Source organism: Streptomyces sp. NPDC001108, from assembly GCF_053598535.1.
In genome coordinates this window covers 1-26,100 of the sequence record NZ_JBSFKL010000031.1, presented here as the reverse complement: position 1 = coordinate 26,100, position 26,100 = coordinate 1, and the positions used below count along the sequence as shown (strand labels likewise).

Annotated in this window: 28 protein-coding genes; 16 read left to right on the top strand and 12 right to left on the bottom strand. The window is 70.8% G+C overall.

Translation table 11 applies throughout. From position 1 onward, the window contains the following. Positions 1-91 precede the first annotated feature (91 nt). Both ACWC97_RS33445 and ACWC97_RS33440 read right to left on the bottom strand, forming a co-directional pair. On the bottom strand, positions 92-340 hold the full coding sequence (locus ACWC97_RS33445; RefSeq protein WP_352280305.1) for a hypothetical protein: 249 nt from the start codon (positions 338-340) through the stop codon (positions 92-94). 215 nt (positions 341-555) lie between these two features. Continuing rightward, positions 556-924: a DUF3099 domain-containing protein gene (locus ACWC97_RS33440; RefSeq protein ID WP_352280306.1), complete on the bottom strand. Its 369-nt coding sequence runs from the start codon at positions 922-924 to the stop codon at positions 556-558. 247 nt (positions 925-1,171) lie between these two features. Here ACWC97_RS33440 and ACWC97_RS33435 point away from each other — a divergent pair, with 247 nt between their 5' ends. Then, a complete protein-coding gene (locus ACWC97_RS33435) occupies positions 1,172-1,450 on the top strand; it encodes a GlsB/YeaQ/YmgE family stress response membrane protein (protein WP_352280307.1) in 279 nt (92 codons plus the stop codon). 76 nt (positions 1,451-1,526) lie between these two features. On the opposite strand, the gene tyrS is transcribed toward ACWC97_RS33435, so the two are convergent. The 3 genes from tyrS to ACWC97_RS33420 are packed head-to-tail and all read right to left on the bottom strand — an operon-like array spanning position 1,527 to position 5,760. Further along, positions 1,527-2,792, bottom strand: coding sequence for a tyrosine--tRNA ligase (tyrS, locus tag ACWC97_RS33430; protein ID WP_352280308.1), 1,266 nt, complete (start codon positions 2,790-2,792; stop codon positions 1,527-1,529). A gap of 53 nt (positions 2,793-2,845) precedes the next feature. Beyond that, complete coding sequence (locus ACWC97_RS33425; RefSeq protein WP_352280309.1) at positions 2,846-4,240, bottom strand: metallopeptidase TldD-related protein; 1,395 nt, start codon at positions 4,238-4,240, stop codon at positions 2,846-2,848. Next, entirely contained in the window at positions 4,237-5,760 is a 1,524-nt protein-coding gene (locus ACWC97_RS33420) for a TldD/PmbA family protein (protein ID WP_450653535.1), read from the bottom strand. Before ACWC97_RS33420 ends, ACWC97_RS33425 begins: the two co-directional genes overlap by 4 nt. Positions 5,761-5,992: 232 nt before the next feature. On the opposite strand from ACWC97_RS33420, the gene fabG reads away from it, so the two are divergent. From fabG to ACWC97_RS33405, 3 genes are all read left to right on the top strand, one after another. After that, the gene (gene fabG, locus ACWC97_RS33415; protein ID WP_352280311.1) at positions 5,993-6,712 is read left to right on the top strand and encodes a 3-oxoacyl-[acyl-carrier-protein] reductase; all 720 of its coding nucleotides are present in this window, start codon (positions 5,993-5,995) and stop codon (positions 6,710-6,712) included. A 5-nt stretch (positions 6,713-6,717) separates the two neighbouring features. After that, positions 6,718-7,485, top strand: coding sequence for an enoyl-ACP reductase FabI (fabI, locus tag ACWC97_RS33410; protein ID WP_352280312.1), 768 nt, complete (start codon positions 6,718-6,720; stop codon positions 7,483-7,485). 177 nt (positions 7,486-7,662) lie between these two features. Next, the gene (locus ACWC97_RS33405; RefSeq protein WP_450653532.1) at positions 7,663-8,049 is read left to right on the top strand and encodes a hypothetical protein; all 387 of its coding nucleotides are present in this window, start codon (positions 7,663-7,665) and stop codon (positions 8,047-8,049) included. 64 nt (positions 8,050-8,113) lie between these two features. On the opposite strand, the gene ACWC97_RS33400 is transcribed toward ACWC97_RS33405, so the two are convergent. Next, positions 8,114-8,788, bottom strand: a complete 675-nt coding sequence (locus ACWC97_RS33400; protein ID WP_450653530.1) for a FadR/GntR family transcriptional regulator — start codon at positions 8,786-8,788, stop codon at positions 8,114-8,116. A 170-nt stretch (positions 8,789-8,958) separates the two neighbouring features. Here ACWC97_RS33400 and ACWC97_RS33395 point away from each other — a divergent pair, with 170 nt between their 5' ends. The 4 genes from ACWC97_RS33395 (at position 8,959) to ACWC97_RS33380 (ending at position 11,346) form a co-directional block, all read left to right on the top strand. Then, positions 8,959-10,266 carry a CynX/NimT family MFS transporter gene (locus ACWC97_RS33395; RefSeq protein ID WP_392281692.1) on the top strand — a complete coding sequence of 436 codons (1,308 nt, stop codon included), beginning with the start codon at positions 8,959-8,961 and terminating at the stop codon, positions 10,264-10,266. Positions 10,267-10,292: 26 nt separating this feature from the next. Then, on the top strand, positions 10,293-10,403 hold the full coding sequence (locus ACWC97_RS33390) for an SGM_5486 family transporter-associated protein (RefSeq protein ID WP_268246558.1): 111 nt from the start codon (positions 10,293-10,295) through the stop codon (positions 10,401-10,403). Between the two features lie 146 nt (positions 10,404-10,549). Then, positions 10,550-10,756 carry a hypothetical protein gene (locus ACWC97_RS33385; protein WP_352280316.1) on the top strand — a complete coding sequence of 69 codons (207 nt, stop codon included), beginning with the start codon at positions 10,550-10,552 and terminating at the stop codon, positions 10,754-10,756. 71 nt (positions 10,757-10,827) lie between these two features. Continuing rightward, complete coding sequence (locus ACWC97_RS33380; protein WP_352280317.1) at positions 10,828-11,346, top strand: SixA phosphatase family protein; 519 nt, start codon at positions 10,828-10,830, stop codon at positions 11,344-11,346. 72 nt (positions 11,347-11,418) lie between these two features. Here the strand turns inward: ACWC97_RS33380 and serB are convergent, their stop codons facing one another. Next, a complete protein-coding gene (serB, locus tag ACWC97_RS33375) occupies positions 11,419-12,684 on the bottom strand; it encodes a phosphoserine phosphatase SerB (RefSeq protein WP_450653527.1) in 1,266 nt (421 codons plus the stop codon). 368 nt (positions 12,685-13,052) lie between these two features. Here serB and ACWC97_RS33370 point away from each other — a divergent pair, with 368 nt between their 5' ends. Next, positions 13,053-15,611: an FHA domain-containing protein gene (locus ACWC97_RS33370; protein ID WP_450653525.1), complete on the top strand. Its 2,559-nt coding sequence runs from the start codon at positions 13,053-13,055 to the stop codon at positions 15,609-15,611. A 99-nt stretch (positions 15,612-15,710) separates the two neighbouring features. Here the strand turns inward: ACWC97_RS33370 and ACWC97_RS33365 are convergent, their stop codons facing one another. After that, a complete protein-coding gene (locus ACWC97_RS33365) occupies positions 15,711-16,493 on the bottom strand; it encodes a transglycosylase SLT domain-containing protein (protein ID WP_450653523.1) in 783 nt (260 codons plus the stop codon). Positions 16,494-16,913: 420 nt separating this feature from the next. On the opposite strand from ACWC97_RS33365, the gene ACWC97_RS33360 reads away from it, so the two are divergent. Both ACWC97_RS33360 and ACWC97_RS33355 read left to right on the top strand, forming a co-directional pair. After that, positions 16,914-18,059 (top strand): GAF domain-containing sensor histidine kinase, encoded by a 1,146-nt coding sequence (locus tag ACWC97_RS33360; RefSeq protein ID WP_450653521.1) that lies wholly within the window; start codon positions 16,914-16,916, stop codon positions 18,057-18,059. Next, positions 18,052-18,696, top strand: coding sequence for a response regulator transcription factor (locus ACWC97_RS33355; RefSeq protein ID WP_352280322.1), 645 nt, complete (start codon positions 18,052-18,054; stop codon positions 18,694-18,696). The genes ACWC97_RS33360 and ACWC97_RS33355 overlap by 8 nt, the downstream gene beginning before the upstream one ends. Positions 18,697-18,759: 63 nt before the next feature. Here the strand turns inward: ACWC97_RS33355 and ACWC97_RS33350 are convergent, their stop codons facing one another. Then, on the bottom strand, positions 18,760-19,545 hold the full coding sequence (locus ACWC97_RS33350; protein ID WP_352280323.1) for a hypothetical protein: 786 nt from the start codon (positions 19,543-19,545) through the stop codon (positions 18,760-18,762). 142 nt (positions 19,546-19,687) lie between these two features. On the opposite strand from ACWC97_RS33350, the gene ACWC97_RS33345 reads away from it, so the two are divergent. The 4 genes from ACWC97_RS33345 to ACWC97_RS33330 all read left to right on the top strand — a co-directional run bounded on the left by ACWC97_RS33345 (position 19,688) and on the right by ACWC97_RS33330 (position 22,987). Beyond that, a complete protein-coding gene (locus tag ACWC97_RS33345; RefSeq protein ID WP_352280324.1) occupies positions 19,688-20,485 on the top strand; it encodes an ABC transporter ATP-binding protein in 798 nt (265 codons plus the stop codon). A gap of 134 nt (positions 20,486-20,619) precedes the next feature. Further along, positions 20,620-21,048 carry an NfeD family protein gene (locus ACWC97_RS33340; protein WP_352280325.1) on the top strand — a complete coding sequence of 143 codons (429 nt, stop codon included), beginning with the start codon at positions 20,620-20,622 and terminating at the stop codon, positions 21,046-21,048. 153 nt (positions 21,049-21,201) lie between these two features. Further along, positions 21,202-22,158 (top strand): SPFH domain-containing protein, encoded by a 957-nt coding sequence (locus ACWC97_RS33335; protein WP_352280326.1) that lies wholly within the window; start codon positions 21,202-21,204, stop codon positions 22,156-22,158. Positions 22,159-22,219: 61 nt separating this feature from the next. Next, positions 22,220-22,987 carry a sulfite exporter TauE/SafE family protein gene (locus ACWC97_RS33330; protein WP_450653517.1) on the top strand — a complete coding sequence of 256 codons (768 nt, stop codon included), beginning with the start codon at positions 22,220-22,222 and terminating at the stop codon, positions 22,985-22,987. 60 nt (positions 22,988-23,047) lie between these two features. On the opposite strand, the gene ACWC97_RS33325 is transcribed toward ACWC97_RS33330, so the two are convergent. From ACWC97_RS33325 to ACWC97_RS33315, 3 genes are all read right to left on the bottom strand, one after another. Further along, entirely contained in the window at positions 23,048-23,554 is a 507-nt protein-coding gene (locus ACWC97_RS33325) for an HNH endonuclease (protein ID WP_352280328.1), read from the bottom strand. A gap of 159 nt (positions 23,555-23,713) precedes the next feature. After that, on the bottom strand, positions 23,714-24,244 hold the full coding sequence (locus ACWC97_RS33320; RefSeq protein ID WP_352280329.1) for a YbhB/YbcL family Raf kinase inhibitor-like protein: 531 nt from the start codon (positions 24,242-24,244) through the stop codon (positions 23,714-23,716). A 57-nt stretch (positions 24,245-24,301) separates the two neighbouring features. Next, entirely contained in the window at positions 24,302-25,084 is a 783-nt protein-coding gene (locus ACWC97_RS33315; RefSeq protein WP_352280330.1) for a sporulation protein, read from the bottom strand. Between the two features lie 73 nt (positions 25,085-25,157). On the opposite strand from ACWC97_RS33315, the gene ACWC97_RS33310 reads away from it, so the two are divergent. Beyond that, positions 25,158-25,799, top strand: a complete 642-nt coding sequence (locus ACWC97_RS33310) for a DNA-3-methyladenine glycosylase (protein WP_352280331.1) — start codon at positions 25,158-25,160, stop codon at positions 25,797-25,799. Positions 25,800-26,100: the final 301 nt, after the last annotated feature.

Sequence of the window (26,100 nt, the reverse complement as noted above, 5' to 3'; positions counted from 1 at the left end):
GTATCGGAGCGACCCTCCGCCTTGCGATCGCACGCACCGGACACCGCACGGCCCGGCCTCCGGCCGGACGACGGCAGTTTGAAGACAGGTCCTAGACGTCCTCCGCCCGGGCCTCCCACTCCGTCAGCGTCACGACCTCCTTCAGGAAGCCCCGGACACCGAGGAACGACGACAGGTGTTCCCGGTGCTCCTCGCAGGCCAGCCAGGTCTTGCGACGGTCCGGGGTGTGCACCTTCGGGTTGTTCCAGGCGACCACCCAGACCGCATCGGCCCGGCAGCCCTTGGCGGAACAGATGGGTGCGGCGGCGGCGCTCTCGGCCGCGTTCTCAGGGGAGTTCACGGACTCAACCCTAATGTCGGACCCCGCACCATCAGGAAAAAGGCGACGCCGGGCAGCCACGGGGGGAGCTGCCCGGCGTCAGTCCGTCGCTCCGACGGGGGATGCGGAGCGCGCTTCGAAGTATGTCACGCAGACCGGGGTGCGGTGCACCGTAACTTCATGATTGATCTGAGCATTTCTTGAGCATCGGCCGTCATCCGCAGGCCGGCCCAGGCTCAGGCCGGTGCCCCGCCGCCGTGCACCCCGTCACCCTCCGGACCGGACTCGGCCGCCCCGGACACCGGCGCCGCGTCGAGCGCCGGACGCATCGGCGCCGGAATGAAGGTCGAGGGCAGCGAACGAGGAGTCTCCCGGCCCGCGTTGGCGATGACCACCGCCACGTAGGGCAGCAGCATCCCGAGCGCGAGGGCCACGATCGCCACGTACCGCTCGACGTTCCACAGCGTCGCGGCCAGGACCACCGACAGCGTCCGCACGGACATCGAGATCACGTAGCGCCGCTGCCTGCCGCGGACATCGTCCGCCAGCCCCTGCCGGGCCCCGGTGATCCGGAAGACCTCGCCGTCGCTCCGCTTCCGCACCATGTCTCCCTCACCCTTCCCCCGACTTCCCCCGACCGGCCGGGGGCACCGCGGACCCGCCCCGGCCGCCCACGGACCGGACCGCAACCACGGTACGCCCGGCCCCCGGCGGTCACGAGACCGGGGCGGGCACGTTCGTACATTTCGGTCTCGAGGCCCCACGCACGGACGCGTCCGGCATGCGGTCGCCCGACCCCGGCCCGAGACTGGTCCGGACGGGCGCGACGCCGCGCCCCGCGAGGAGGCGGACATGGGCTGGCTGTGGGCAATCATCGTGGGCCTCGTGCTCGGTCTGATCGCCAAGGCGATCCTGCCCGGCAAACAGAAGATCCCGCTCTGGCTGACGGTCGTCTGCGGCATCATCGGCAGCGTGCTCGGCAACACCGTCGCCACCTGGATCGGCGTCAACGACACCAAGGGCATCGACTGGACCCGCCACATCCTCCAGCTCATCGGCGCGATCGTCATCGTCGCCGTCGGGGACGCGGTATGGGCCGCGGTCCGCGGCAACCGGAGCAGAAGAACCTGACCCTCCGCCACCACGCACCGCGGCCGGACACCCCGTGAGGGCGTCCGGCCGCGGCGCGGTGGTTACGGGTCCGGGGTCAGCCGGTGACCTCGACGGCGGCGAGGTTCTTCTTGCCCCGGCGCAGCACCAGCCAGCGCCCGTGCAGCAGCTCCTCGCGGGCCGGCGCGGCCTCACCGTCGACGACCTTGACGTTGTTCACGTACGCGCCGCCCTCCTTCACCGTGCGGCGGGCACCCGACTTGCTCGGCGCCAGACCGACCTCCACCAGCAGATCCACCAGCGGGCCCAGCTCGGTGACGCGCGCGTGCGGCACCTCGGACAGGGCGGCGGCCAGCGTCGCCTCGTCCAGCGCGCCGAGCTCGCCCTGGCCGAACAGCGCCTTCGACGCCGCGACGACCGCCGCGCACTGGTCGGCGCCGTGCACCAGCGTCGTCAGCTCCTCGGCCAGCGCGCGCTGCGCCGTCCGGGCCTGCGGACGCTCCTCGGTGACCTTCTCCAGCTCCTCCAGCTCGGCAGGGCTGCGGAAGCTGAGGATCCGCATGTACCGGGAGACGTCCCGGTCGTCCACGTTCAGCCAGAACTGGTAGAACGCGTACGGCGTGGTCATCGTCGGGTCCAGCCAGACGGCCCCGCCCTCGGTCTTGCCGAACTTGGTCCCGTCCGCCTTCGTCATCAGCGGCGTCGCCAGCGCGTGCACCTCGGCGCCCGGCTCCAGGCGGTGGATCAGGTCGAGGCCCGCGGTGAGGTTGCCCCACTGGTCGCTGCCGCCCTGCTGGAGCGTGCAGCCGTAGCGCCGGTACAGCTCCAGGAAGTCCATGCTCTGGAGCAGCTGGTAGCTGAACTCGGTGTAGCTGATGCCCTCGTCGGACTCCAGCCGGCGGGCGATCGACTCCTTCGTCAGCATCTTGTTGACGCGGAAGTGCTTGCCGATGTCCCGGAGGAACTCGATCGCGGACAGCCCCGCGGTCCAGTCCAGGTTGTTGACCATGACCGCGGCGTTCTCGCCCTCGAAGGACAGGAACGGCTCGATCTGGGCCCGCAGCCGCGCCACCCAGGCGGCGACCGTCTCCGGGTCGTTCAGCGTGCGCTCCGCGGTCGGCCTCGGGTCGCCGATCTGACCCGTCGCGCCGCCCACCAGGGCCAGCGGACGCAGCCCGGCCAGCTGGAGCCGGCGCATGGTGAGCACCTGCACCAGATGGCCGACGTGCAGACTGGCCGCGGTGGGGTCGTAGCCGCAATAGAACGTGACCGGGCCGTCCGCGAGAGCCTTGCGCAGGGCGTCCTCATCAGTGGACTGGGCGAACAGCCCGCGCCACTTCAGCTCGTCGACGATGTCCGTCACGGTTCTTTCTCTCCTCATAAGTGCGGCACAGGGCAACACCCAGTTTAGGCGGGTCACACGCCGGGGCTCACCGAGCTCATGTTGAAGTCGGGGATCCGCAGCGCGGGCATCGCGGCCCGAGTGAACCAGTCGCCCCACTCGCGCGGCAACGTCGTTTCGGTGCGGCCCGCCTCCGAGGCCCGCGACAGCAGGTCCACCGGAGACTCGTTGAACCGGAAGTTGTTCACCTCGCCGACGACCTCGCCGTCCTCGACCAGGTACACCCCGTCACGGGTCAGCCCGGTCAGCAGCAGGGTGGCCGGATCGACCTCCCGGATGTACCAGAGGCAGGTCAGCAGCAGCGCGCGCCCGGTCGTCGCCGCCACCATCTCGTCCAGGGACCGCTCGCCGCCGCCCTCCAGCAGCAGGTTGTCAATGGCCGGGGCGACCGGCTGGCCGGTCAGCTCCGCCGTGTGCCGGGTCGTCGTCAGCCGCTCCAGCCTGCCCTCGCGCACCCAGTCGGTCGACGCCAGCGGCAGCCCGTTGTCGAAGACGGAGGCCCCGTCCCCGGAGGCATGGGCGATCACGAACGGCGCCGACTCCAGCCCGGGGGCGTACGGGTCGCTGCGCAGCGTCAGCGGCAGCCCGGACAGCTGCTCGCCGATCCTGGTCCCGCCACCCGGCCGGGAGAAGACCGTCCGGCCCTCTGCGGCGTCCCGCGCGGTCGACGACCACAGCTGGTAGATCAGCAGGTCGGCGACGGCCGTCGGCGGGAGCAGCGTCTCGTACCGTCCGGCGGGCAGCTCGATACGGCGCTCCGCCCAGGCCAGCCGCCGCGCCAGCTCCGCGTCGAGCGCGGCCGGGTCGACGTCCTTGAAGTCGCGCGTCGAGCGGCCCGCCCAGGAGGACCGGGTGCGGTCGGGCGACTTGGCGTTCAGCTCCAGCGTCCCGGTCGGCTGGTCGTGGCGCAGCCGCAGCCCCGTCGACGTCCCCAGATACGTGGAGCTCATCAGGTGGTGGGCGAAGCCGTACAGCTCGCGGCCGCCGGAGCGGGCGCGGGCGAAGGCGTCGCCGAGCGCCGGGGCGAAGTCCGCGAAGACCTCCGAACCGGTCTCGGCCGGCGCGTCCGTGAAGTCGGGCGACGCGGCCACCCCGGTGACCAGCGGCTGCGCGTCCTCGGCCGGGGAGGCCCCGCGTGCCGCGGCCTCGGCGGCGCGCACCAGCGGCTCCAGGTCGTCGGCGGTGACCGCGGCCCGGGACACCACGCCGGACGCGGTGCCCCGCGCGCCGTCGACGGTCGCGACGACGGTGAGGGTCCGGCCCCGGGTCACCCCGTTCGTGGTGAGGGCGTTGCCCGCCCAGCGCAGGTTCGCCGAGGAGTGCTCGTCGGCGATGACCACGCAACCGTCGGCGGTCGACAGTTCGAGCGCGCGCTCGACGATCTCGTACGGCTTGCTGACACGGCTCATCGGCCGGCCTCCTGCGTCGTGTTGAGGATGTTGACGCCCCGGAAGAGCGCGGACGGGCAGCCGTGCGAGACGGCGGCGACCTGCCCCGGCTGCGCCTTGCCGCAGTTGAAGGCGCCGCCCAGCACGTACGTCTGCGGGCCGCCGACCTTCTCCATCGAGCCCCAGAAGTCCGTCGTCGTCGCCTGGTAGGCGACATCGCGCAGCTGACCGGCGAGGCGCCCGTTCTCGATCCGGAAGAACCGCTGACCGGTGAACTGGAAGTTGTACCGCTGCATGTCGATCGACCAGGACCGGTCGCCGACCACGTAGATCCCGCGCTCCACCCCGCCGATCAGGTCCTCCGTGGACAGCCCGCCCGGCTCCGGCCGCAGGGACACGTTGGCCATCCGCTGCACGGGGACATGGCCGGGGGAGTCCGCGTACGCGCAGCCGTTGGAACGGCCCAGGCCGGTCAGCTTCGCGATCCGCCGGTCCAGCTGGTACCCGACCAGCGTCCCGTCGCGCACCAGGTCCCAGGACTGCGCCGCGACGCCCTCGTCGTCGTACCCGATGGTCGCGAGACCGTGCTCGGCGGTGCGGTCACCGGTCACGTTCATCACGGGGGAGCCGTACGCCAGTTTGCCCAGCTGGTCGAAGGTGGCGAACGAGGTCCCGGCGTACGCCGCCTCGTACCCCAGCGCCCGGTCCAGCTCGGTGGCGTGGCCGATCGACTCGTGGATGGTCAGCCAGAGGTTGGACGGGTCGACCACCAGGTCGTACGTCCCCGCCTCGACGCTCGGGGCGCGCATCTTCTCGGCCAGCAGCCCGGGGATCCGCTCCAGCTCACCGGCCCAGTCCCAGCCGGTCCCGGTCAGGTACTCCCAGCCGCGGCCCACCGGCGGGGCGATCGTCCGCATCGAGTCGAACTCGCCGGTCGTCCCGTCCACGGCCACCGCGGTGAACTCCGGATGCAGCCGCACCCGCTGCTGGGTGGTCACCGTCCCGGCCGTGTCCGCGTAGAACTTGTTCTCGTGGACGGTGTTCAGCGACGCGTCCACATGCGCGACGCCCTCCGCCGCCAGCAGCCGGGCGCTCCACTCGGCGAGCAGCCCCGCCTTCTCCTCGTCCGGCACCTCGAACGGGTCGACGTCGTACGCCGACACCCAGGTCCGCTCGCCGTGCACCGGCTCGTCCGCCAGCTCGACCCGCTCGTCGGAACCGGCCGCCGCGATCACCTTGGCGGACAGCTTCGCCATGGCGACGGCCTGTGAGGCCACCTTCGCCGCGGCGTCCATCGTCAGATCCACCCCGGACGCGAACCCCCAGGCCCCGCCGTGCACCACCCGTACCGCGTAGCCCAGATCGGTGGTGTCCGACGACGCGGCGGGCCGGGCGTCCCGCAGCCGCCAGGAGGCGCTGCGCACCCGCTCCATACGGAAGTCGGAGTGTTCGGCGCCCAGCGCACGCGCGCGGGCGAGCGCCGCGTCGGCGAGGGCCCGCAACGGCAGGGCCAGGAACGACTGATCTACCTCATGGGGCACGGCGGATTCCCTTCTCGATGCACCACGGAAGTGAACCACGCCGGAGGGTGACCGCACCTGGCGTCAACCGGACACCCTCGCCGCGACCCGGCGGCGGCCCTCCCGGGAGGGCCGGGCACTGTAGGAACCCCACAGTGCCCGGGGGAAGGCCCTGTCAGGGGCCGATTGCTCGCGGAGCGGACGGTACCGATAGGTTTTCGACGTACCAGACCGCTAGGGAAAGGGTGATCCGATGAGCCGCTCGGTTCTCGTCACCGGAGGAAACCGGGGCATCGGCCTCGCCATCGCCCGCGCCTTCGCCGACAACGGTGACAAGGTCGCGATCACCTACCGATCCGGAGAGCCGCCCGTCGTGCTCACCGAGGCCGGTGTCCTCGCGGTCCGCTGCGACATCACCGACGCCGAGCAGGTGGAGCAGGCCTACAAGGAGATCGAGGAGAAGCACGGTCCCGTCGAGGTGCTCGTCGCCAACGCCGGTATCACCAAGGACCAGTTGCTTATGCGGATGTCCGAGGAGGACTTCACGTCCGTCCTGGACACCAACCTCACCGGCACTTTCCGGGTCGTCAAGCGCGCCAACCGCGGCATGCTGCGCGCCAAGAAGGGCCGGGTCGTCCTCATCTCCTCCGTCGTCGGACTCCTCGGCTCGGCCGGGCAGGCGAACTACGCCGCCTCCAAGGCCGGTCTGGTCGGCTTCGCCCGCTCGCTGGCCCGTGAGCTCGGCTCGCGGAACATCACTTTCAACGTCGTCGCGCCCGGCTTCGTCGACACCGACATGACGCAGGCGCTCACCGAGGAGCAGCGCAAGGGCATCGTGGCCCAGGTGCCGCTCGGCCGCTACGCGCAGCCCGAGGAGATCGCCGCCGCGGTGCGTTTCCTCGCCTCCGACGACGCGTCGTACATCACTGGAGCCGTCATCCCGGTTGACGGCGGATTGGGCATGGGTCACTGATCACCATGAGCGGAATTCTCGACGGCAAGCGCATCCTCATCACCGGTGTGCTGATGGAGTCGTCCATCGCTTTCCATGCCGCCAAGGTGGCCCAGGAGCAGGGCGCCGAGGTCATCCTCACGGCCTTCCCCCGGCCCACGCTGACCGAGCGCATCGCCAGGAAGCTGCCGAAGCCGGCCAAGGTCATCGAGCTGGACGTGACCAACGCCGAGCACCTGGACCGGCTCGCCGGTCTGGTCGAGGCGGAGCTCGGCTCCCTCGACGGCGCCGTCCACTCCATCGGCTTCGCGCCGCAGGACGCCCTCGGCGGCAACTTCCTGAACACCCCGTTCGAGTCGGTCGCCACCGCGATGCACGTCTCGGCGTTCTCGCTGAAGTCGCTGGCCATGGCCTGCAAGCCGCTGATGAACAACGGCGGCTCGGTCGTCGGCCTCACCTTCGACGCGCAGTTCGCCTGGCCGCAGTACGACTGGATGGGCCCGGCCAAGGCCGCCCTGGAGGCCACCTCCCGCTACCTCGCCCGCGACCTGGGCAAGGACGACATCCGCTGCAACCTGGTCTCGGCCGGTCCGCTCGGCTCGATGGCCGCGAAGTCCATCCCGGGCTTCACCGACCTGGCCAAGGTGTGGGACACCCGCTCCCCGCTGGCCTGGGACATGGGGGACCCGGAGCCGGCCGGCCGCGCCATCGTCGCGCTGCTCTCGGACTTCTTCCCGAAGACCACCGGCGAGATCATCCACGTCGACGGCGGCGTGCACATGATGGGTGCCTGACCCGTACGACGGGGCTCCACCCGGCCGCGTACCGCCCGATCACGGGCGGTACGCGGCTTTCGTACGTCCGGAGGCGGGGTGTGCGGCCCGTCGGCCGAGATCGACTCGAAAAGGTAGTCGATCCACCGCAGAATGTGATGAACCGGACTTCGGGCCAGGCTGCGGGAGGAGGTCGTCATGCGCTCCACACGTCGCCGGACCGGCGCGCTGCTGGCGGCCGCCATAGCGCTGGCCGGGCTCGCCGCCCCCGTGGGGATAACCCTGGCGGGCCGGGCCGGAAGCGGGGCGTCCACCCCCGCCGCACCCAGTCCGGAGCCCGCCGGAGCCGAATGCCTCACCTCGATACGGGGCTCACGCGTCGTCGCCCTCTGCCACAACCCGTACCCCTCCACCGACCGCGTACAGCTGCACACCGAGTGCCGTCAGTGGTGGGACGTGGACGCCGACTCCGCCCCGGTCGACGTGGAACCCGGGCGGACCGTACGGATCGACGACCGCTGCTGGAAGCAGGTCGCCTCCGTCTGGGTCACCCACCGGACGCGGGGCGTGCCGGACACCCCCTGAGGGGGAGTTTCACGCATGCCCGCGGCGTCGCTCCTTCACCCACACCCACTTTGTTCAGACACCCCTAGGGGTGATCCGCCGGGCAGCTCAGCGCATGGCTCGCCGCCTCGGCCGCCGCGGTCTCGCCGTCCCCGGCCCGGATCGCCTCGACCAGCCGCCCGTGGTCCATGTGGTTCTCCGGCCGCAGCTCGTGGCCGATGTCGCCCCTGAGGTAGTCGCGCAGCAGATCCCCCAGGTCGGCGTAGAGGGCGGTCAGCACGTCGTTGTGCGAGGCGGCGACCACGGCGTGGTGCAGCGTCGCGTCCGCCTCGACGAACGCCTCGGCGTCCCCCGCCGCCCATGCCTCCTCGCGGCGCGCCATGAGCGCGTCCAGCTGCTTCAGGTCCCGCTCGGTGCGCCGGGCCGCGGCCAGTCGGGCCGCCGACGACTCCAGCGTGGAGCGCAGCTCGGCGATGTGGCGCGGATCGGCGGTGGCGAAACGGCGGTGCATCACCCCGGCCAGCTCGCTGGTCGCCACGACATAGGTGCCCGACCCCTGCCGGATGTCCAGCAGCCCGTTGTGCGCGAGGGCGCGCACGGCCTCCCGGACGGTGTTACGGGCCACCCCCAGCTGCTCCACCAGTTCGGGCTCGGTGGGAATGCGGGAGCCCACGGGCCACTCGCCCGAGGTGATCTGATTCCTGAGCTGGGCAATCACCTGGTCGGCGAGTGCCGAACGCCGCGGGGACGTCAGCGCCATGGTGCTCCTTGGTCCGGTTGCTGGTGCGGGCGGGGTGCCGGGAGCGGCACGAGGGGCGGGGGTGGTCGCACCCGGAGCGAATGGTCTCAGAACGCGCCAGGTCCGCCGAGTTCCGGTCGACTCCTCGCCGACTGGACAATCAATCATCCCATGATTCTATGATGGGTCTCATGTCCGACGAAGAAACCAGCACACTGAGCCCTGCCCCCGCGGCGGACGACCCCACGAGAACCACGGCCGCACAGGCCCCGCAGGGCCGCCGGACGGCGCCGGCCGGTGACGGCACCTCCCCCTGGGTGCTCCGGCTGGTCGCCGTCGGACTGGTCCTCACCGCCCTGAACCTCCGCCCCGCCATCACCAGCCTCGGCGCCCTCCTCGAAGAGGTGCGCGACGGTCTGCACATGAGCGGCAGCGTCGCCGGTGTCCTCACCTCCGTACCGCCGCTCTGCTTCGCGATCTTCGGGATCATGGCGCCCAGGCTGGCCCGCCGGTTCGGACCGGGCGCGGTCGTCTGCGCCGGGATGATCGCCATCACCGCGGGTCTCGTGATCCGGCCGCTCGTCGGCGGGACGGCCGGCTTCCTCGCCGCCAGCGCCCTCGCCCTCATGGGCATCGCTGTCAGCAACGTCCTGATGCCCGTCATCGTCAAGCACTGGTTCCCCGACCGGGTCGGCTCCATGACCGGGCTCTACTCCATGGCCCTGGCCCTCGGCACCTCGCTCGCCGCCGCGGTGACCGTGCCCATGACCAGCGCGATGGGCGGCAGTTGGCGGCTGGGTCTCGGCGTGTGGGCCGTGCTCTCCGCCGCCGCGATCCTGCCCTGGCTCCCGCTGGTGCGCGACCGGCGCGCCGCGAACCGGCCGTCCGGCGGCCCGGTGGCCGCCCAGGCCGCCCCGGAGCTCCGGATCACCCGCAGCCGCACCGCCTGGAGTCTCGCCTGCTTCTTCGGTCTGCAGGCCACCGCCGCGTACATCACCATGGGATGGATGCCGCAGATCTTCCGCGACGCCGGGGTCTCGGCCGGTACCGCCGGTGTGCTGCTCGCCGTCACCATGGCGATGGGCGTGCCGCTCGCCTTCGTCATCCCCCGGGTCGCGAGCCGGATGCGCAACCAGGGCCCGATCGTCCTCGTCCTCGGCAGCTGCGGTCTCGCCGGTTACGCGGGCCTCTACCTCGCGCCCGCCGGAGGGGCCTGGGCCTGGGCGCTGCTCCTGGGCATCTCGAACTGCTCCTTCCCGCTCGCCCTGACCATGATCGGCATGCGGTCGCGCACCGGCGCGGGTGTGGTGCGGCTGTCCGCGTTCGCCCAGTCCGTCGGCTACCTGATCTCGATCCCGGGGCCGCTGCTGATCGGCGTGCTCTACCAGCACAGCGGCGGCTGGGAGCTGCCCATCGCGCTGATGGCGGGCCTCATGGTGCCGCAGATGGCGGTCGGCTTCCTCGCCGGCCGGGACCGGACGATCGAGGACGAATGCTGAGATGCGAGACTGGGGCCATGTCTCCTGTGCTCGACCCGAACCCTCAGAACGGCCAGAAGAAGCTTCTCGCCGTGCTCGGCGCGATGCTGCTGATCACCGTGGTCGTCGCGGTGATCGCTTCGATCGCCTCCCCCTGACGCCCGGTACACGTCACAGGTGGGGTTAACCCCCCTGTCCCCTAGGGGGCAGGGGTGGGGGTGAAGTGGGTGGACTGCCGGATGGGCCCGGGCCCCCGGCGTCCGTAGGTTCTTTCGTAGAGAACCGATGACCCACGGAGGCGGACATGCGGGCCCCAACGCCCACCCGGACCACCCACCCGGCCACAGGCGGCGTCGACGTGCGGCTGCCGTGGTGGGGCATCGTGCTGCCCGCCCTCGGCTTCGCCGTACTGCTGCTGCTGATCGTCAGCCCCGGCGAGGCGCAGGCCACCGGCGCCGACCCGGCGATCAGCCGGGTCCTCGCGCACCTCCTCGCCCTGGTGACCGGCTGACCCCCGTGCCCCGCACACCGGCCCGTCAACCCCCTGCGCCGGACCGCGCGTTTCATGCGAAGCTGAGGTGTATGAGCGTCGACACACCTCGCAGGATCGTTCTTCTCCGGCACGCCAAGGCGGAATGGTCACAGGATTCCGACCACGAACGGCCGCTCGCGGAGCGCGGCCGCAAGGACGCCCCCGTCGCGGGCCGTCGGCTCGCCGGAGCCGGGATCGACCTCGACCTGGCCCTCTGCTCCACCGCCGCCCGGACCCGCGAGACCTGGAAGCTGGCCGTCCACGAGATGCCGCGCCGCCCCAGGACCGTCTACGAGGACCGGCTGTACGAGGCGTCCCTCGGCGAGCTCATCGCCCTGGTCAACGAGACCCCCGAGGATGTGCGCGACCTCCTGGTCATCGGCCACAACCCCGGCATGCACGCGCTCGCCGACGCCCTCGCCGGAGAGGCCGAGGGCGACACCCTGGCCCGGATGAGCCGCAGCGGGTTCCCCACCTCCGCGTTCGCCGTCGTCGAGTTCAACGGTTCCTGGAAGGGCGTGGAGCACGGCGTCGGCAAGCTCGTCGAGTACTGGACGCCCAACGGCTGACCCCGCCCGTACGCACCGGTGCCCCGGAACCGCTCGACGGTTCCGGGGCACCGGTGCGTACGGGGGGACGGATCAGTCGACGAGGCCGTCGGCGGCCTCGACCTCCTCGCGGGTGATGCCCAGCAGATAGAGCACGGTGTCCAGGAACGGCACGTTCACCGCGGTGTGCGCGGCCTCCCGGACCACCGGCTTGGCGTTGAAGGCCACCCCGAGCCCGGCGGTGTTCAGCATGTCCAGGTCGTTGGCGCCGTCACCGATCGCGACGGTCTGCGCCAGCGGCACCCCGGCCTGCTCGGCGAAGCTGCGCAGCAGCCGGGCCTTGCCCGCCCGGTCGACGATGTCGCCGACAACCCGGCCGGTCAACTTTCCGTCGGCCACTTCCAGCGTGTTGGCGGAGGCGAAGTCGAGCCCGAGCCGCTCCTTCAGGTCGTCGGTGACCTGGGTGAAGCCCCCCGAGACCACGCCCACCTGGTAGCCGAGACGTTTCAGCGTACGGATCAGCGTGCGGGCCCCCGGCGTCAGCCGCACCTCGGCGCGCACCTTGTCCACCACCGAGGCGTCCAGCCCGGCCAGGAGCGCCACCCGCGCGTGCAGCGACTGCTCGAAGTCCAGCTCGCCGCGCATCGCCTGCGCGGTCACCTCGGCGACCTCGTCCTCGCAGCCCGCGTGGGCGGCGAACAGCTCGATGACCTCGTCCTGGATCAGCGTCGAGTCGACGTCCATGACGACCAGCCGCTGGGCCCGGCGGCTCAGCCCGGCCGACACCACGGCGACGTCGACACCGATGCCGGCCGCCTCCGTCGCCAGGGCGGTCCGCAGATCCTCGGTCGCGGTGCCGGACACCGCGAACTCCACGGCCGTGACCGGGTACTTCGCGAGCCGGAAGATCCGGTCGATGTTGCCCCCGGTGGAGGTGATGGTGGCCGCTATGGCGGCGGTCGACTCCGCGGTCAGCGGATGCCCGAGCACCGTCACGTGGGAACGCCCGAGACCACGGGGCCGGTTGTCACCGGTACCGGAGATGATCTCGGCCTGGAGCTTCAGCGACTCGGCCCAGCTGTGCACGGTCGCCCGCAGGTCGCCCTCGGTGGTGGTGCCCGCGGCCGGGGCCGTGACCAGCGCGCACAGCACTATGCGGCCACGGGTGACGACCTGCTCGATGTCGACGACGTCGACGGAGTAGGCGGCGAGGGTGTCGAAGAGCCCGGCGGTGATGCCGGGACGGTCCTTCCCGAAGATCTTCACGAGAAGGGTCGGGGTGCTGGTGTCCCGACGGGACTCAGGAGGCTCAGGGGACTCGGGAGACGAGGAGGACTGAGATGGCTGAGATGCGCTCATGGTGCTTCCACCGTATCGGGCCGCCGCCGGGTGCCGAGGTTCCGTCCCGAGGAACGGACAGCGCGCACGGCCCGTGCCCCCGTACCGGGCCGCGGGCGCCGTGACGGACCGCGCCCGTCCCCTTCCACCCGGTACCCGGACGGGGTGGAGCGGCACCCGGTCTGCGCCGTTCGGTGGTGTTTCGTGCGCGCTGGGGACGCTTGCCGCGCTCTTTGCCGATTGTTCGTGTCGGCCCCGTAACGATGCAGGTCCAAGCGGGTACCAGGACCGGTCCGACTTTCGTATCCGGGACTGCTCCTGGAATAGTTCCCCACGATGTTCAAGCATCCCTAGACTCCCTGTGATGGGGGTAACTCGGGGGACAACTAGTGGGGCGCGGAGTGCCGGAACTCGTACTGGAATTGAATGGAAGGACCTGGACGCTCGATCCGTCCAGGTCGTACACCCTCGGACGCGATCCTCAGGGCGACCTGACGATCGACGACGCCAGGGTGTCGTGGCGGCACGCCACGATCAGCTGGGGGGGCCGGAACTGGTTCATCGAGGACCACGGCAGCACCAACGGCACCTATGCGCAGGGCAGCAGGATCCAGCAGCTGGAGATCGGCCCCGGCACCGTCATACACCTGGGCAACGCCACTGACGGACCGAGGCTGAGCATCACCGCCCCTGCGGGCGCGGACGTCTACGGGGGACAGGGCGCGGCCGCCCAGCAGGCTCCCGCCCAGCAGCCCCCGCAGGGCGGCCCCGGCTGGGGCAACCAGCAGGCCCCCGCGCAGCAGCCGCAGGCCCCGCAGCAGCAGGGATGGCAGCAGCAGCCCCCGGCCCAGGCGCCGCAGCAGCCGTACGTACCGCAGCAGCAGGGCATGGCCGGTCCGCCCGGCGCGGGCGGGGCCGCGGGGGCCCCGCCGGTCCACGGCGACCGCAGCCCGACCACGTTCCACCAGTTCGCGCTCGGCCGGGTCATGCGCATCGGTCGTGCCCTGGAGAACGACCTGGTCGTCTCCGACCTCCAGGTCTCCCGCAACCACGCCGAGTTCCACGCGACGCCCGACGGCCGCTTCGAGATCCGGGACCTCGGATCGCACAACGGCACGTACGTCAACGGCCAGCCGCTCGCCAAGTCCGGCTCCGCGTTCATCGGACCGAACGACACGGTCGGCGTCGGCCACTCGACCTTCCGCCTGGTCGGCGACCGGCTCGAAGAGTTCGTCGACACGGGTGAGGTCTCCTTCTCCGCCCGCCACCTCACGGTGACCGTGGACGGCGGGAAGCAGATCCTCAAGGACGTCTCCTTCGGCGTCCCGGAGAAGTCGCTCATCGCGGTCATCGGCCCCTCGGGCTCCGGAAAGTCCACCCTGCTCAAGGCGCTCACCGGCTACCGGCCCGCCAACCAGGGCGACGTCCTCTACGACAACCGGAACCTGTACAAGCAGTTCGCCGAGCTGCGCCAGCGCATCGGTCTGGTCCCGCAGGACGACATCCTGCACAAGGAACTGACCGTCACCAAGGCCCTCAAGTACGCGGCCAAGCTCCGCTTCCCCGCGGACACCACCGAGGCCGAGCGCGAGGCCCGCATCCTCGAGGTCCTCGCCGAGCTCAAGCTCGACATCCACAAGGACAAGAAGGTCACCTCGCTCTCCGGCGGCCAGCGCAAGCGCGTCTCCGTCGCCCTGGAGCTGCTCACCAAGCCGTCGCTGATCTTCCTGGACGAGCCGACCTCCGGCCTCGACCCGGGCATGGACCGCGACGTCATGCAGCTGCTGCGCGGGCTGGCCGACGACGGCCGTACCGTCCTCGTCGTCACCCACTCCGTGGCCGAGCTGGCGATCTGCGACAAGCTGCTGGTCATGGCGCCGGGCGGATCCGTCGCCTACTTCGGCCCGCCGGAGGAGGCGCTCAACTTCTTCGGCTACACCACCTGGGCCGACGTCTTCTCCGCGTTCGAGAACTACCGCGACTACGACTGGGCCGGCCGCTGGCGCGGCTCCCAGCACTACCAGATGTACGCCGCGGACATCGACGCCGTCGCCGCCCAGCCGGTGCAGATGCCGCCGCAGCAGATCCACCCGCCGAAGCCGCAGAGCTGGTCGGCCCAGCTGTGGACGCTGATCCGCCGCTACCTCTCGGTGATCGCCTCCGACAAGGGCTTCATGGGCCTGATGGTGATCCTGCCCGCCGTGCTCGGTGTGGTCAGCGTGGTCATCCCGGCCAAGTTCGGCCTGGCCCCGCCGGAGGCCCCGTCCCGGTTCAACGGAGCCGCCGGAACGATCATGCTGATCCTCGCGGTCGGCATGTGCTTCTCCGGCGCGGCCAACTCCGTACGAGAACTGATCAAGGAACGCGTGATCTACGAACGGGAACGGGCCACCGGCCTGTCCCGCTCCGCCTACCTGATGTCCAAGGTGATCGTCCTCGGCGTCATCACGGCCTTCCAGGGCGTCATCATCTGCGGCATCGGCTTCGCCACCCGCAAGCTCCCGGACGAGGGCCTGATCATGCCGCCCGCCCTGGAGCTCTGCCTGACGATCATCGCGCTCGGCTTCACCTCGATGATGTTCGGCCTGGTCATCTCCTCGCTGGTGAAGACCTCCGAGAAGACCATGCCGCTGCTGGTCATGTTCGCGATCGTCCAGGTCGTCTTCACCGGCATCCTCTTCCAGGTGTACGGCTCGCCCGGCCTGGAGCAGTTCGCCTGGCTGATGCCGTCCCGCTGGGCCATCGCCGGTACGGCCGCCACGCTGGACCTCTCGCACCTGATGGCGCCGTGGGACCCGAAGGACCCGACCAACCTGGACCCGCTCTGGGAGCACTCGGCCGGCCAGTGGGGCATCAACATCACGGTGCTCCTGGTGCTCGGCATCGCCTGCGGCTTCGTCGTCGCGCGACTGCTGCGCCGCCACGAGCCGGAGGTCATGCGCAAGTAGCGCGGACCCCGGCACACCGGACGGACGAAGGGCGGCACCCCGCACGGGGGTGCCGCCCTTCGGCGTCGACGCGGTGACCGCCCGGGGGCGGGCCGCCGGTCAGTACGCGCTGTTGACGTTGTCGATCGAGCCGTACCGGTCGGCCGCGTAGTTGGCGGCGGCCGTGATGTTGGCGACCGGGTCGTAGATGTTCGTCGAGGTGCCCGGGACGTGGTACGCGTTGAACGTCGGCTGGATCACCTGGAGCAGACCGCAGGACGGGGTGCCGTTCTGGGCGTTGATGTCCCAGCCGTTGACGGCGTTCGGGTTGCCGGTCGACTCGCGCATGATGTTGCGGTGCAGACCGTTGTACGAACCGGGGATGCCGTGGGCCTGCATGATGTCGAGGGCCTGACGGATCCAGCCGTCCAGGTTGTTCCCGTAGACCGGGGTGCGGACCTCGGAGCGGCTGGCGGCCTGCGGCTCGGTGCGCTGGGCGGCGACGGCCTCGGTCCGCACCGCGGCGGCCCGGGCCTTGGCCTCGGCCTTCGCCTGCGCCGCCGCCTTCGCCTGCGCCGCCGCCTTCGCCTCGGCGGCCTTGGCCTTCGCGGCGGCGGCCTTCTTGGCCTTGGCGAGGTCGGCGGCCTTCACCAGCTGCTCGGCGGTGGAGTGCTGCTCGATGATGCTGGCCTGCACGGCCTTGGCCTGCGGCGAACCGGCGGCCGACGCGAGCACCACGGGGACGCCGGTCACGGCGGCCGATGCCTCGGTCTTGGAGTCGGCGTTGGCGGGGACGAGCGAGAACGAGAGCGCGGCGGCGGCCATGGCGGATATACCCGCGACGGAGAGCTTCTGGGTCTTGTTCAGGCGGCGGCGACGGCTGGTGGTGCTGGACGCGAGCATGCAGACGTACCTCTTCGAATCGCGGGAGTCCTCACGGAGGACGAAGACGGGAGGCGTTCGTTCGCATCTCCGTCGGGGACGAGAGCAATTCTTAGCGGCAGCAAAATCTGCTGGCAACGGTGTGACGTACGAAGCCGGGTAGTGGAGCCGGTGGCCGCTCGAACGTGACCGCCCCCGCTCATCGCCACTCATGCGGCGCTTACCTCTCCACTAGCGGGCTTCGTAAGTGACGTGGGTCCTATGTGCGGCCTCACATCGGCTCCGTAACGAACTGACCAACCGTTGCTTCAGCAATTCGGAGGGTGAGGCTCTGGACCCACGGGGGGAGACGTCGACCCCCGGACCTAGGCCCGTCGCCCCACGGAAGAGCCACCCACGGGCCGATACGGCGCCCGGACCCCCGCCGGTACGGTGAGGCACATGAGCCACCGCCCAACGTCGGGCCTCGCGGCCGTGAGCGCCGCCCTGCTCGCCATGAGCCGGCACCTCGAAGTGCGCGACGTCCTGAAGACGATCGTCGCCTCCGCCCGCGAGCTGCTGGACGCCGAGTACGCCGCCCTGGGCGTCCCCGACGACCACGGGGGCTTCGCCCAGTTCGTCGTCGACGGCGTCAGCGACGAACAGTGGAAGGCGATCGGCCCACTCCCCAGACAGCACGGCATCCTCGCCGCGATGCTCCACGAGGCCCGGGCCGAGCGCCTCGCCGACGTCCGCAAGGACCCCCGCTTCGAGGGCTGGCCCGACGCCCATCCCGACATGTCCGACTTCCTGGGCCTGCCCATCAGGGACGGCGAGGAGATCATCGGCGCCCTCTTCCTCGCCAACAAGCGCTGCCCCAAACCCGAGGGCGGCTGCGGCTTCACCGCGGAGGACGAGGAACTCCTGGCCATCCTGGCCCAGCACGCGGCGATCGCCCTCACCAACGCCCGCCTGTACGAGCGCAGCCGCGAGCTCACCATCGCCGAGGAGCGCTCCCGGCTCGCCCACGAGCTGCACGACGCCGTCAGCCAGAAGCTCTTCTCGCTGCGGCTCACGGCCCAGGCGGCGGCCGCCCTGGTGGACCGCGACCCGGTCCGCGCCAAGGGCGAGCTCCAGCAGGTCGCCGCGCTCGCCGCCGAAGCCGTGGACGAGCTGCGCGCCGCCGTCGTCGAGCTGCGCCCCGCGGCACTCGACGAGGACGGACTCGTCGCCACCCTCCGCACCCAGATCCAGGTCATGGACCGGGCCCACACCGCCCGGGTCACCTTCGAGAGCCAGGGCGTCCGGGCGGTGCCCGCCGCCCAGGAGGAGGCGCTGCTCCGCGTATCCCAGGAGGCCCTGCACAACGCGCTGCGCCACTCCGGGGCCGACCGGGTGGACGTCGTACTGGCCAGGCACGGCGGCGGCACACTGCTCCGGATCACCGACGACGGATGCGGCTTCGAGCCCGCGGCGACCCGGCAGGCCGGCCGCCACCTGGGCCTGGTCTCCATGCGGGACCGCGCGAACGGCGTCGGCGGAAGGCTCACCGTTGAATCGGCGCCCGGCAAGGGCACCACGATCGAGATGGAGGTACCCGGTGGCTGACAGAACCATCAGGGTGCTGCTGGTCGACGACCACCAAGTGGTCCGTCGCGGTCTGCGCACGTTCCTGGAGGTCCAGGACGACATAGAGGTGGTCGGCGAGGCGGCCGACGGCGCCGAGGGCGTGGCCAGGACGGAGGAGCTCCGCCCCGACGTCGTCCTGATGGACGTCAAGATGCCCGGGACCGACGGCATCGAGGCCCTGCGCAGGCTCCGCGAGCTGGAGAACCCGGCCAAGGTCCTGATCGTCACCAGCTTCACCGAGCAGCGCACCGTGATCCCCGCCCTGCGCGCCGGAGCCTCCGGCTACGTGTACAAGGACGTCGACCCGGACGCCCTGGCCGGCGCCATCCGCTCGGTCCACGCGGGCCACGTCCTGCTCCAGCCGGAGGTCGCGGGCGCCCTGCTCGCCCAGGAGGAACCGGGCGGCGGCACGGGCCGGGGAAGCACGCTCACCGAACGGGAACGGGAGGTACTGGGGCTGATCGCCGACGGCCGCTCCAACCGGGAGATCGCCCGCGCCCTGGTCCTCTCCGAGAAGACGGTCAAGACACACGTCTCCAACATCCTCATGAAGCTCGACCTCGCCGACCGCACCCAGGCGGCCCTCTGGGCCGTCCGGCACGGCGCCGCCGACTGACCGGCCCCGGTGCGTGGCCGGACGGCCCCCCGGACCCGCCCGGCCACGCACCGCCCGAAGGACCTACCGCCGCCGCTCCAGCTCCTCCACATACGCGTTGTACGCCGCCACCTGGGCCCGCCGCGCCACCCGCTCCACCGGCCGCAGCGCCTCGCCCCGCGCCGCGATCTGCGAGGCGCTCACCGCCCCGCCGTGCCCGTTCTCGTACGCCACCGAGATCAGCAGCCCCACCCGCTGCGCCAGCTCCAGCACCCGCACCGCCCGCGGCGGATACCCCGGGGCCAGCACCTCACGCCCCCGCTCCGCCCGCGCCCGGTACGCGTCCACCGCCGCCTCGGCCACCGGCCCCGAACCGGCCACGTCCAGCCGCGACAGCACCGCCGTCGCGTCCCGCAGCCCCTCCGCCAGCTCCCGCTCCGCCTCGCCCAGCGACGGCACATCGGCCGGCGGCGCCTCCCGTACCGCCAGACACCGCCACACCACCTCGATGTGCAGATCCCCCTCCGGCCCCGCCTCCCGCACCTCGGGAACCAGCCCGTACGGCGCTCCGAAGGCCACCACCGCCTCCTCGGCCTCCAGCGCCCGCGCGTTGAACTCCGGCGGACCGCTCAGCCCCAGCGGATGCCCCGGAGCCGGCAGCGCCACCCGGAAACCCGTCACCCCCAGCCCCCGCAGCCGCCCCAGGGCCAGCGTGAGCCCGACCGGCCCCGCTTCACCCGGAAGCCCCTCTACGCGGTGCACCGCGTCCTCCCCGACGATGGCGAGCGCCGCGTCGTCCGGCGACACCAGCCCCGCCAGAAGCGCGTTTCCCCATGAGGCCAGCCGTCCTGAGCGTGGTTCCGAAAGCATGGGAACAGCGTAGAGAACCGGCCCCGTCCCCGTCGTCACGCGGGCCCAGGGCCGGGCACACTCGCCCGGTGGCGTAGATTTCCTGGGGAGCCGTGCCCACAGGCACCGACGATCTCGACACTGCATGGGGAGACAACGCGCCATGAGCGATGTACTGGAGCTGGTGGACGTATCCGTGGTCCGCGACGGACGCGCTCTGGTGGACGATGTCTCCTGGTCGGTCAAGGAGGGGGAGCGCTGGGTCATCCTCGGCCCGAACGGCGCCGGCAAGACCACCCTCCTCAACATCGCGTCCAGCTACCTCTTCCCGAGCTCCGGCACCGTCAGCGTCCTCGGCGAGCACCTCGGCGGCGTCGGCACCGACGTCTTCGAGCTCCGCCCCCGCATCGGCATCGCGGGCATCGCCATGGCCGAGAAGCTGCCCCGCCGCCAGACCGTGCTGCAGACGGTGCTCACCGCCGCGTACGGCATGACCGCCACCTGGCACGAGGACTACGAGGCCGTCGACGAGGAGCGCGCCCGCGCCTTCCTCGACCGGCTCGGCATGACCGAGTACCTCGACCGCAAGTTCGGCACCCTCTCCGAGGGCGAGCGCAAGCGCACCCTGATCGCCCGCGCCATGATGACCGACCCCGAGCTGCTGCTCCTCGACGAACCGGCCGCCGGTCTCGACCTCGGCGGCCGCGAGGACCTGGTCCGCCGCCTCGGCCGACTCGCCCGCGACCCGTACGCCCCCTCCATGATCATGGTCACCCACCATGTCGAGGAGATCGCCCCCGGCTTCACCCACGTCCTGATGATCCGCCAGGGCAAGGTGCTCGCCGCCGGCCCCATGGAGACCGAGCTCACCTCCCGCAACCTCTCCCTCTGCTTCGGGCTGCCGCTCGTCGTCGAGCACACCGGCGACCGCTACACGGCCCACGGCCTGCCCCTTTCCTGACCGCGCCGCTCTCCCGACCCCGCGGCTCCCCCCGGCCCACCGCACCAGGCCCGGGCCCGGCCCACGGGCCCCGGCCGGTCCGGAGCTCGCCCGCGCCCTGTCCGCGGGGGCGTCCGCGGTCCTACCATGGGCCCGTGGACATCGACGCGTGGGTGTGGTGGCTGATCGGCGCGGCGGGGCTGGGCATCCCGCTCGTCCTGACCGCGATGCCCGAATTCGGCATGTTCGCCGTCGGAGCGGTGGTCGCGGCGGTCGTCGCGGCGCTCGGTGGCGGCATCGTGGTCCAGGTCCTGGCGTTCCTGGTGGTCTCCGTGGCGCTCGTCGCCGTGGTCCGCCCGATCGCCGCCAGACACCGCTCCGGCCAGCCCCGACTGGCCACGGGAATCGACGCGTTGAAGGGCCGTCAGGCCGTCGTCCTGGAACGGGTCGACGGCAGCGGCGGCCGGATCAAGCTGGCCGGGGAGATCTGGTCGGCCCGCGCGTTCGACGAGGAGCAGAGCTTCGCCCCCGGCCAGCAGGTCGATGTCGTCGAGATCGACGGGGCCACGGCGGTCGTCATGTGACCGAACCGCCCCCACGGCAGTGCGTGTTCTGCCAGACTCGATGTCGATCATGTCGATCATCATGGAAGCGGGACCGGCCGGACGGCCGACCCCCACCGTGATCCCGGCCCCGATCATCACGAAACGTCGGCAACCGAAGGGCAACGAAGAACGATGCAACCGGTCATCATCGTCCTGATCATTCTGGTGGTGCTCGTCTTCATCGCCCTGATCAAGACGATCCAGGTCATTCCCCAGGCCAGCGCCGCCATCGTCGAGCGCTTCGGCCGCTACACCCGCACGCTCAACGCGGGCCTGAACATCGTCGTCCCGTTCATCGACACCATCCGCAACCGCATCGACCTGCGCGAGCAGGTCGTGCCGTTCCCGCCCCAGCCGGTGATCACCCAGGACAACCTGGTCGTGAACATCGACACCGTCATCTACTACCAGGTGACCGACGCCAGGGCCGCGACCTACGAGGTCGCCAGCTACATCCAGGCGATCGAACAGCTCACGGTCACCACCCTCCGCAACATCATCGGTGGCATGGACCTGGAGCGGACCCTCACCTCCCGCGAGGAGATCAACGCGGCCCTGCGCGGCGTCCTCGACGAGGCCACCGGCAAGTGGGGCATCCGGGTCAACCGCGTCGAGCTCAAGGCGATCGAGCCGCCCACCTCCATCCAGGACTCGATGGAGAAGCAGATGCGCGCCGACCGTGACAAGCGCGCCGCCATCCTCCAGGCCGAAGGTACGCGCCAGTCCGCGATCCTCACCGCGGAGGGCGAGAAGCAGTCCGCGATCCTGCGCGCCGAGGGTGAGGCCAAGGCATCGGCCCTGCGCGCCGAGGGCGAGGCCCAGGCGATCCGTACGGTCTTCGAGTCCATCCACGCCGGCGACCCGGACCAGAAGCTCCTCTCGTACCAGTACCTCCAGATGCTCCCGAAGATCGCCGAGGGCGACGCCAACAAGCTCTGGATCGTGCCCAGCGAGATCGGTGACGCCCTCAAGGGCCTCAGCGGCGCCTTCGGCAACCTCGGCAACGGGGCCCCGGGCTTCGACACCGGCAAGAGCACCCCCGGCTTCGACACCGGCAAGGAACGCCGCGAGGTCCCCCCGGTCGAATGACGCGTACACGCCCCGTGCATGATCAGTGCACCAAGCACCGATCATGCACGGGGGACACGCCATGAATTTCTGGGAGATGCTCGCCGTCTTCGCCGCGGGCATCAGCGCCGGCACGATCAACACGATCGTCGGCTCGGGAACACTGATCACCTTCCCCGTCCTGCTGGCCACCGGCCTGCCCCCGGTCACGGCCACCGTCTCCAACGCCCTCGGACTGATACCCGGCTCGGTCAGCGGCGCCATCGGCTACCGCAAGGAACTCGAAGGCCAGGGCCGCCGCGTACTCAAGCTCGCGATCGGCGCCCTCATCGGCGGCCTCACCGGCGCCACCCTGCTGCTGGCCCTGCCTTCCACGGCCTTCGAGACCATCGTGCCGATCCTGGTGGCCCTGGCGCTCGTCCTGGTCATCCTGCAACCGCGCATCAGCAAAGCGGTCCAGCGCCGCCGCGAGACCACCGGAAGCCCCGCCCGCGCCGACGGCGGACCGCTCCTGTTCGTCGGGCTGATGCTCGCCAGCGTCTACGGCGGCTACTTCACCGCCGCCCAGGGGATCATCTACCTCTCCCTCATGGGGATGCTGCTCGACGACACCATGCAGCGTCTGAACGCCGTCAAGAACATCCTCGCCGCGGTCGTCAACAGCATCGCCGCGCTCTTCTTCCTCTTCGTCGCGGACTTCGACTGGACGGCCGTCGTACTCATCGCGGTCGGCTCCGCGCTCGGCGGCCAGATCGGTGCGAAGATCGGACGCCGGCTCAGCCCCGTGGTCCTGCGCGTGCTCATCGTCCTGGTCGGCACGGCCGCCATCGTCCAGCTCCTGCTCCGCTGACACACGGAAGCCCGCCTCCCCCCGGAGGCGGGCTTCCGTACGGCGATACGCGTACGCCGGCTACGCCGCGGCCCGGTCCAGCCAGTCCGGCAGCTCCGCCAGCTCCCCGGCCCCCATGGCGAGGAGCATCGCCTGCGCCGGAGACGGCACGAAGGGCTGCCGCAGCAGCGGCATTCCGGCCTGCTCCGGCGTCCGGGCCGCCTTGCGGTGGTTGTCCTCGGCGCAGGACGCCACCGTGTTCAGCCAGGTGTCCTGACCCCCCTGGGCACGCGGTACGACATGGTCGACGGTGCTCGCCCGCCGCCCGCAGTACGCGCACCGGTGCTGGTCCCGGACCAGCACCCCCCTCCGGGACCACGGCGCGTGTCTTCGGAACGGCACCCGTACGTAACGGCAGAGCCTGATCACCCGGGGCGCCGGTATGTCCACGGCGGCACCGCGCATGCGGAGATCGGGATGTGCCTGCTCGACGACGGCCTTGTCCTGGAGGATCAACACCACCGCACGCTTCAGCGTCACCGTCGACAGCGGCTCGAAGCTCGCGTTCAGTACCAGCGTGTCCCGCATCTCGCCCACCTCCCGTGTGCCGCCCGCCCCCTGGCAGGCCCGGATCAACTCTGGCCGGGCAGCCCCTGATGGACAACGCAATAAAAAATGCCCTGCCCTGATCTCTCCAGGACCAGGACAGGGCAAACAGAGGGGGAACTCTCGGTTCGACGGCGACCCTCAGGCGGGGCCCGTGTACTCACCGATCAGCTGGGCGCGGCCCAGGGTGTGGAAGCGCAGATTGAACCCGACGACGGCGGGCGACGCGTCGCTGTCGACCCCCAGCTTCTCGGTGTCCACCGCGTACACGGTGAACACGTAGCGGTGGTTCTCCCCGGCCGGCGGCGCGGCACCGCCGAAGTCCTTCGACCCGTAGTCGTTGCGCGCCTGCACGGCCCCGGCCGGCAGTCCCGCGAAGGAGCCGCTGCCCGCACCGGCCGGCAGCTCCGTGACCGACGCGGGAATGTCGAAGAGGACCCAGTGCCAGAACCCGCTGCCGGTCGGGGCGTCGGGGTCGAAACAGGTCACGGCGAAGCTCTTGGCCTCCGCCGGGAATCCCTCCCACCGCAGGTGCGGCGAAGTGTTCCCGGCCGCGAACACCTGGGCGTCCGCCAGCACCGCCCCGGGGGCGAGATCCTCGCTCGTCACCGTGAACGACGGCACTTCCGGATGGAAGTCGTGCGGCAGCGGGGCCCTCTTCGGCTCGGTCACGTCAGTACCTCTCCTGATGGCTGTACGGCACAGCGGTCGGCAAGATCCTCCACGACCCTAGAGCCAGTTGCGCTGACCGCCGACCTGCGCCAGCCACTGATTGAGGTACGCCGCCCAGTCGGTCCCCTGGAAGTCGTGCAGGCCGACCTTGAACGAGCGGTACGTGTCGCTGCCCTCGGTGAAGAGGCCGCCCTTCTTGTCCATCTCCAGGACGACGTCCATCTCGCGGTCGTCCGCGACGAACGACAGCTCGACCTGGTTGAGCCCGCGGTACTGCTGCGGGGGGAGGAACTCGATCTCCTGGTAGAACGGCAGCCGCTGACGCGTCCCGCGGATGTGACCGCGTTCCATGTCCGCGCTGTGGAACCGGAATCCGAGCCGGCCGAAGGCGTCGAGGATGGCCTGCTGCGCCGGCAGCGGGTGCACGTTGACCGGGTCGAGATCACCCGAGTCCACCGCGCGGGCGATGTCCAGCTCGGTGGTCACCCCGATGTTCATGCCGCGCAGGTGCTGCCCGGCGAACATGGTGATCGGCGTCTCCCAGGGAATCTCCAGCCCGAAGGGAACGACGTGCGTGGCTCCGGCCTGCAGTTCGAACGCGCCACCGAGCTGCAGTCGGGTGAACTCGATGTCCTGCTTGGTCTCCGTGTCGTGGCCCTCGACCTCCACCCGGGCCTGCAGTCCCACCGAGAGCCCCTGGATCCGCTGATCCACGGAACCGCCCTGGATCCGCACCTCGCCCTGGACGATTCCGCCCGGCACGACGTTGAGCTCGGAAAGCTCGGTCTCCACCGAGGCGCCGCCGGCGCCGAGGCTCGCGAGCAGCCGCTTGAAGCCCATCTTCACTCCTCCTTGGTCCTGACCCGTACATACGCGCCACGACCGTTCCCGGTTCCCGGTAACCTCGACCGCCATGATCGAGGGTTTGGACCGTACGCCGCTGCCGCGTGACTTCTTCGACCGCCCCGTGCTTGATGTGGCCCCCGACCTCCTGGGCCGGACCCTGGTACGCGCCACTCCGGACGGCCCCATCGAGCTCCGCCTGACCGAGGTGGAGGCGTACGACGGCGAGGCCGACCCCGGATCGCACGCCTTCAGAGGCCGCACCGCGCGCAACAGCGTCATGTTCGGACCGCCCGGCCACGCCTACGTGTACTTCACCTACGGCATGTGGCACTGCCTCAACCTGGTGTGCGGCCCGGAGGGCAGAGCCAGCGGGGTACTGCTCCGGGCGGGCGCCATCCAGGTGGGCGCCGACCTCGCCCGTGTACGGAGGGAATCGGCCCGGAACGACAAGGAACTCGCCAAAGGCCCGGCCCGCCTGGCCACCGCGCTCGATGTGGACCGGGCGCTGAACGGCACCGACGCCATCGCCCACCCGGGCGCCCCACTCTCCGTACTCCACGGCACCCCGGCACCGCGTGACCAGGTACGCAACGGTCCGCGCACCGGAGTGGGCGGCGACGGGGCCGCCCACCCCTGGCGGTTCTGGATCGAAGGGGACCCCACGGTGAGCCCTTACCGGGCCCATGTGCCACGTCGCCGCGCAACTTGACTCGCTCTTGGGGGTCACCTAATGTAGCCCGAGCCGCTTGAAACGGGCACAGCTGTCGTCGGAGTCCATCGGACCACCGACCGAGCAGCCCGGAGCAGCCAACTACTACCTACGATTCACCCTGACGGGGTCGAATTCGGCATGCCGTAATTCAACCTCTCGGCTCGATTATGAGCCGTCAAGGAAATCGGCTAACGTAGTGGACACGCCGAAAGGCAAAGACCTTCCAGCAGGTCACCGGAATTCAAATTCGGACCGGAAACGGAACGAAAAAGAGTCTGGTAAGGTTGGAACCGCCGGA

Excerpts from the sequence above, each read along its gene's own strand:
- ACWC97_RS33440 (WP_352280306.1), bottom strand. The coding sequence starts at position 924 with ATGGTGCGGAAGCGGAGCGACGGCGAGGTCTTCCGGATCACCGGGGCC.
- ACWC97_RS33435 (WP_352280307.1), top strand. The coding sequence starts at position 1,172 with ATGGGCTGGCTGTGGGCAATCATCGTGGGCCTCGTGCTCGGTCTGATC.
- ACWC97_RS33425 (WP_352280309.1), bottom strand. The coding sequence starts at position 4,240 with ATGAGCCGTGTCAGCAAGCCGTACGAGATCGTCGAGCGCGCGCTCGAA.
- fabG (WP_352280311.1), top strand. The coding sequence starts at position 5,993 with ATGAGCCGCTCGGTTCTCGTCACCGGAGGAAACCGGGGCATCGGCCTC.
- fabI (WP_352280312.1), top strand. The coding sequence starts at position 6,718 with ATGAGCGGAATTCTCGACGGCAAGCGCATCCTCATCACCGGTGTGCTG.
- ACWC97_RS33405 (WP_450653532.1), top strand. The coding sequence starts at position 7,663 with ATGCGCTCCACACGTCGCCGGACCGGCGCGCTGCTGGCGGCCGCCATA.
- ACWC97_RS33400 (WP_450653530.1), bottom strand. The coding sequence starts at position 8,788 with ATGGCGCTGACGTCCCCGCGGCGTTCGGCACTCGCCGACCAGGTGATT.
- ACWC97_RS33395 (WP_392281692.1), top strand. The coding sequence starts at position 8,959 with ATGTCCGACGAAGAAACCAGCACACTGAGCCCTGCCCCCGCGGCGGAC.
- ACWC97_RS33385 (WP_352280316.1), top strand. The coding sequence starts at position 10,550 with ATGCGGGCCCCAACGCCCACCCGGACCACCCACCCGGCCACAGGCGGC.
- ACWC97_RS33380 (WP_352280317.1), top strand. The coding sequence starts at position 10,828 with ATGAGCGTCGACACACCTCGCAGGATCGTTCTTCTCCGGCACGCCAAG.
- serB (WP_450653527.1), bottom strand. The coding sequence starts at position 12,684 with ATGAGCGCATCTCAGCCATCTCAGTCCTCCTCGTCTCCCGAGTCCCCT.
- ACWC97_RS33365 (WP_450653523.1), bottom strand. The coding sequence starts at position 16,493 with ATGCTCGCGTCCAGCACCACCAGCCGTCGCCGCCGCCTGAACAAGACC.
- ACWC97_RS33360 (WP_450653521.1), top strand. The coding sequence starts at position 16,914 with ATGAGCCACCGCCCAACGTCGGGCCTCGCGGCCGTGAGCGCCGCCCTG.
- ACWC97_RS33350 (WP_352280323.1), bottom strand. The coding sequence starts at position 19,545 with ATGCTTTCGGAACCACGCTCAGGACGGCTGGCCTCATGGGGAAACGCG.
- ACWC97_RS33345 (WP_352280324.1), top strand. The coding sequence starts at position 19,688 with ATGAGCGATGTACTGGAGCTGGTGGACGTATCCGTGGTCCGCGACGGA.
- ACWC97_RS33335 (WP_352280326.1), top strand. The coding sequence starts at position 21,202 with ATGCAACCGGTCATCATCGTCCTGATCATTCTGGTGGTGCTCGTCTTC.
- ACWC97_RS33330 (WP_450653517.1), top strand. The coding sequence starts at position 22,220 with ATGAATTTCTGGGAGATGCTCGCCGTCTTCGCCGCGGGCATCAGCGCC.
- ACWC97_RS33325 (WP_352280328.1), bottom strand. The coding sequence starts at position 23,554 with ATGCGGGACACGCTGGTACTGAACGCGAGCTTCGAGCCGCTGTCGACG.
- ACWC97_RS33315 (WP_352280330.1), bottom strand. The coding sequence starts at position 25,084 with ATGGGCTTCAAGCGGCTGCTCGCGAGCCTCGGCGCCGGCGGCGCCTCG.
- ACWC97_RS33310 (WP_352280331.1), top strand. The coding sequence starts at position 25,158 with ATGATCGAGGGTTTGGACCGTACGCCGCTGCCGCGTGACTTCTTCGAC.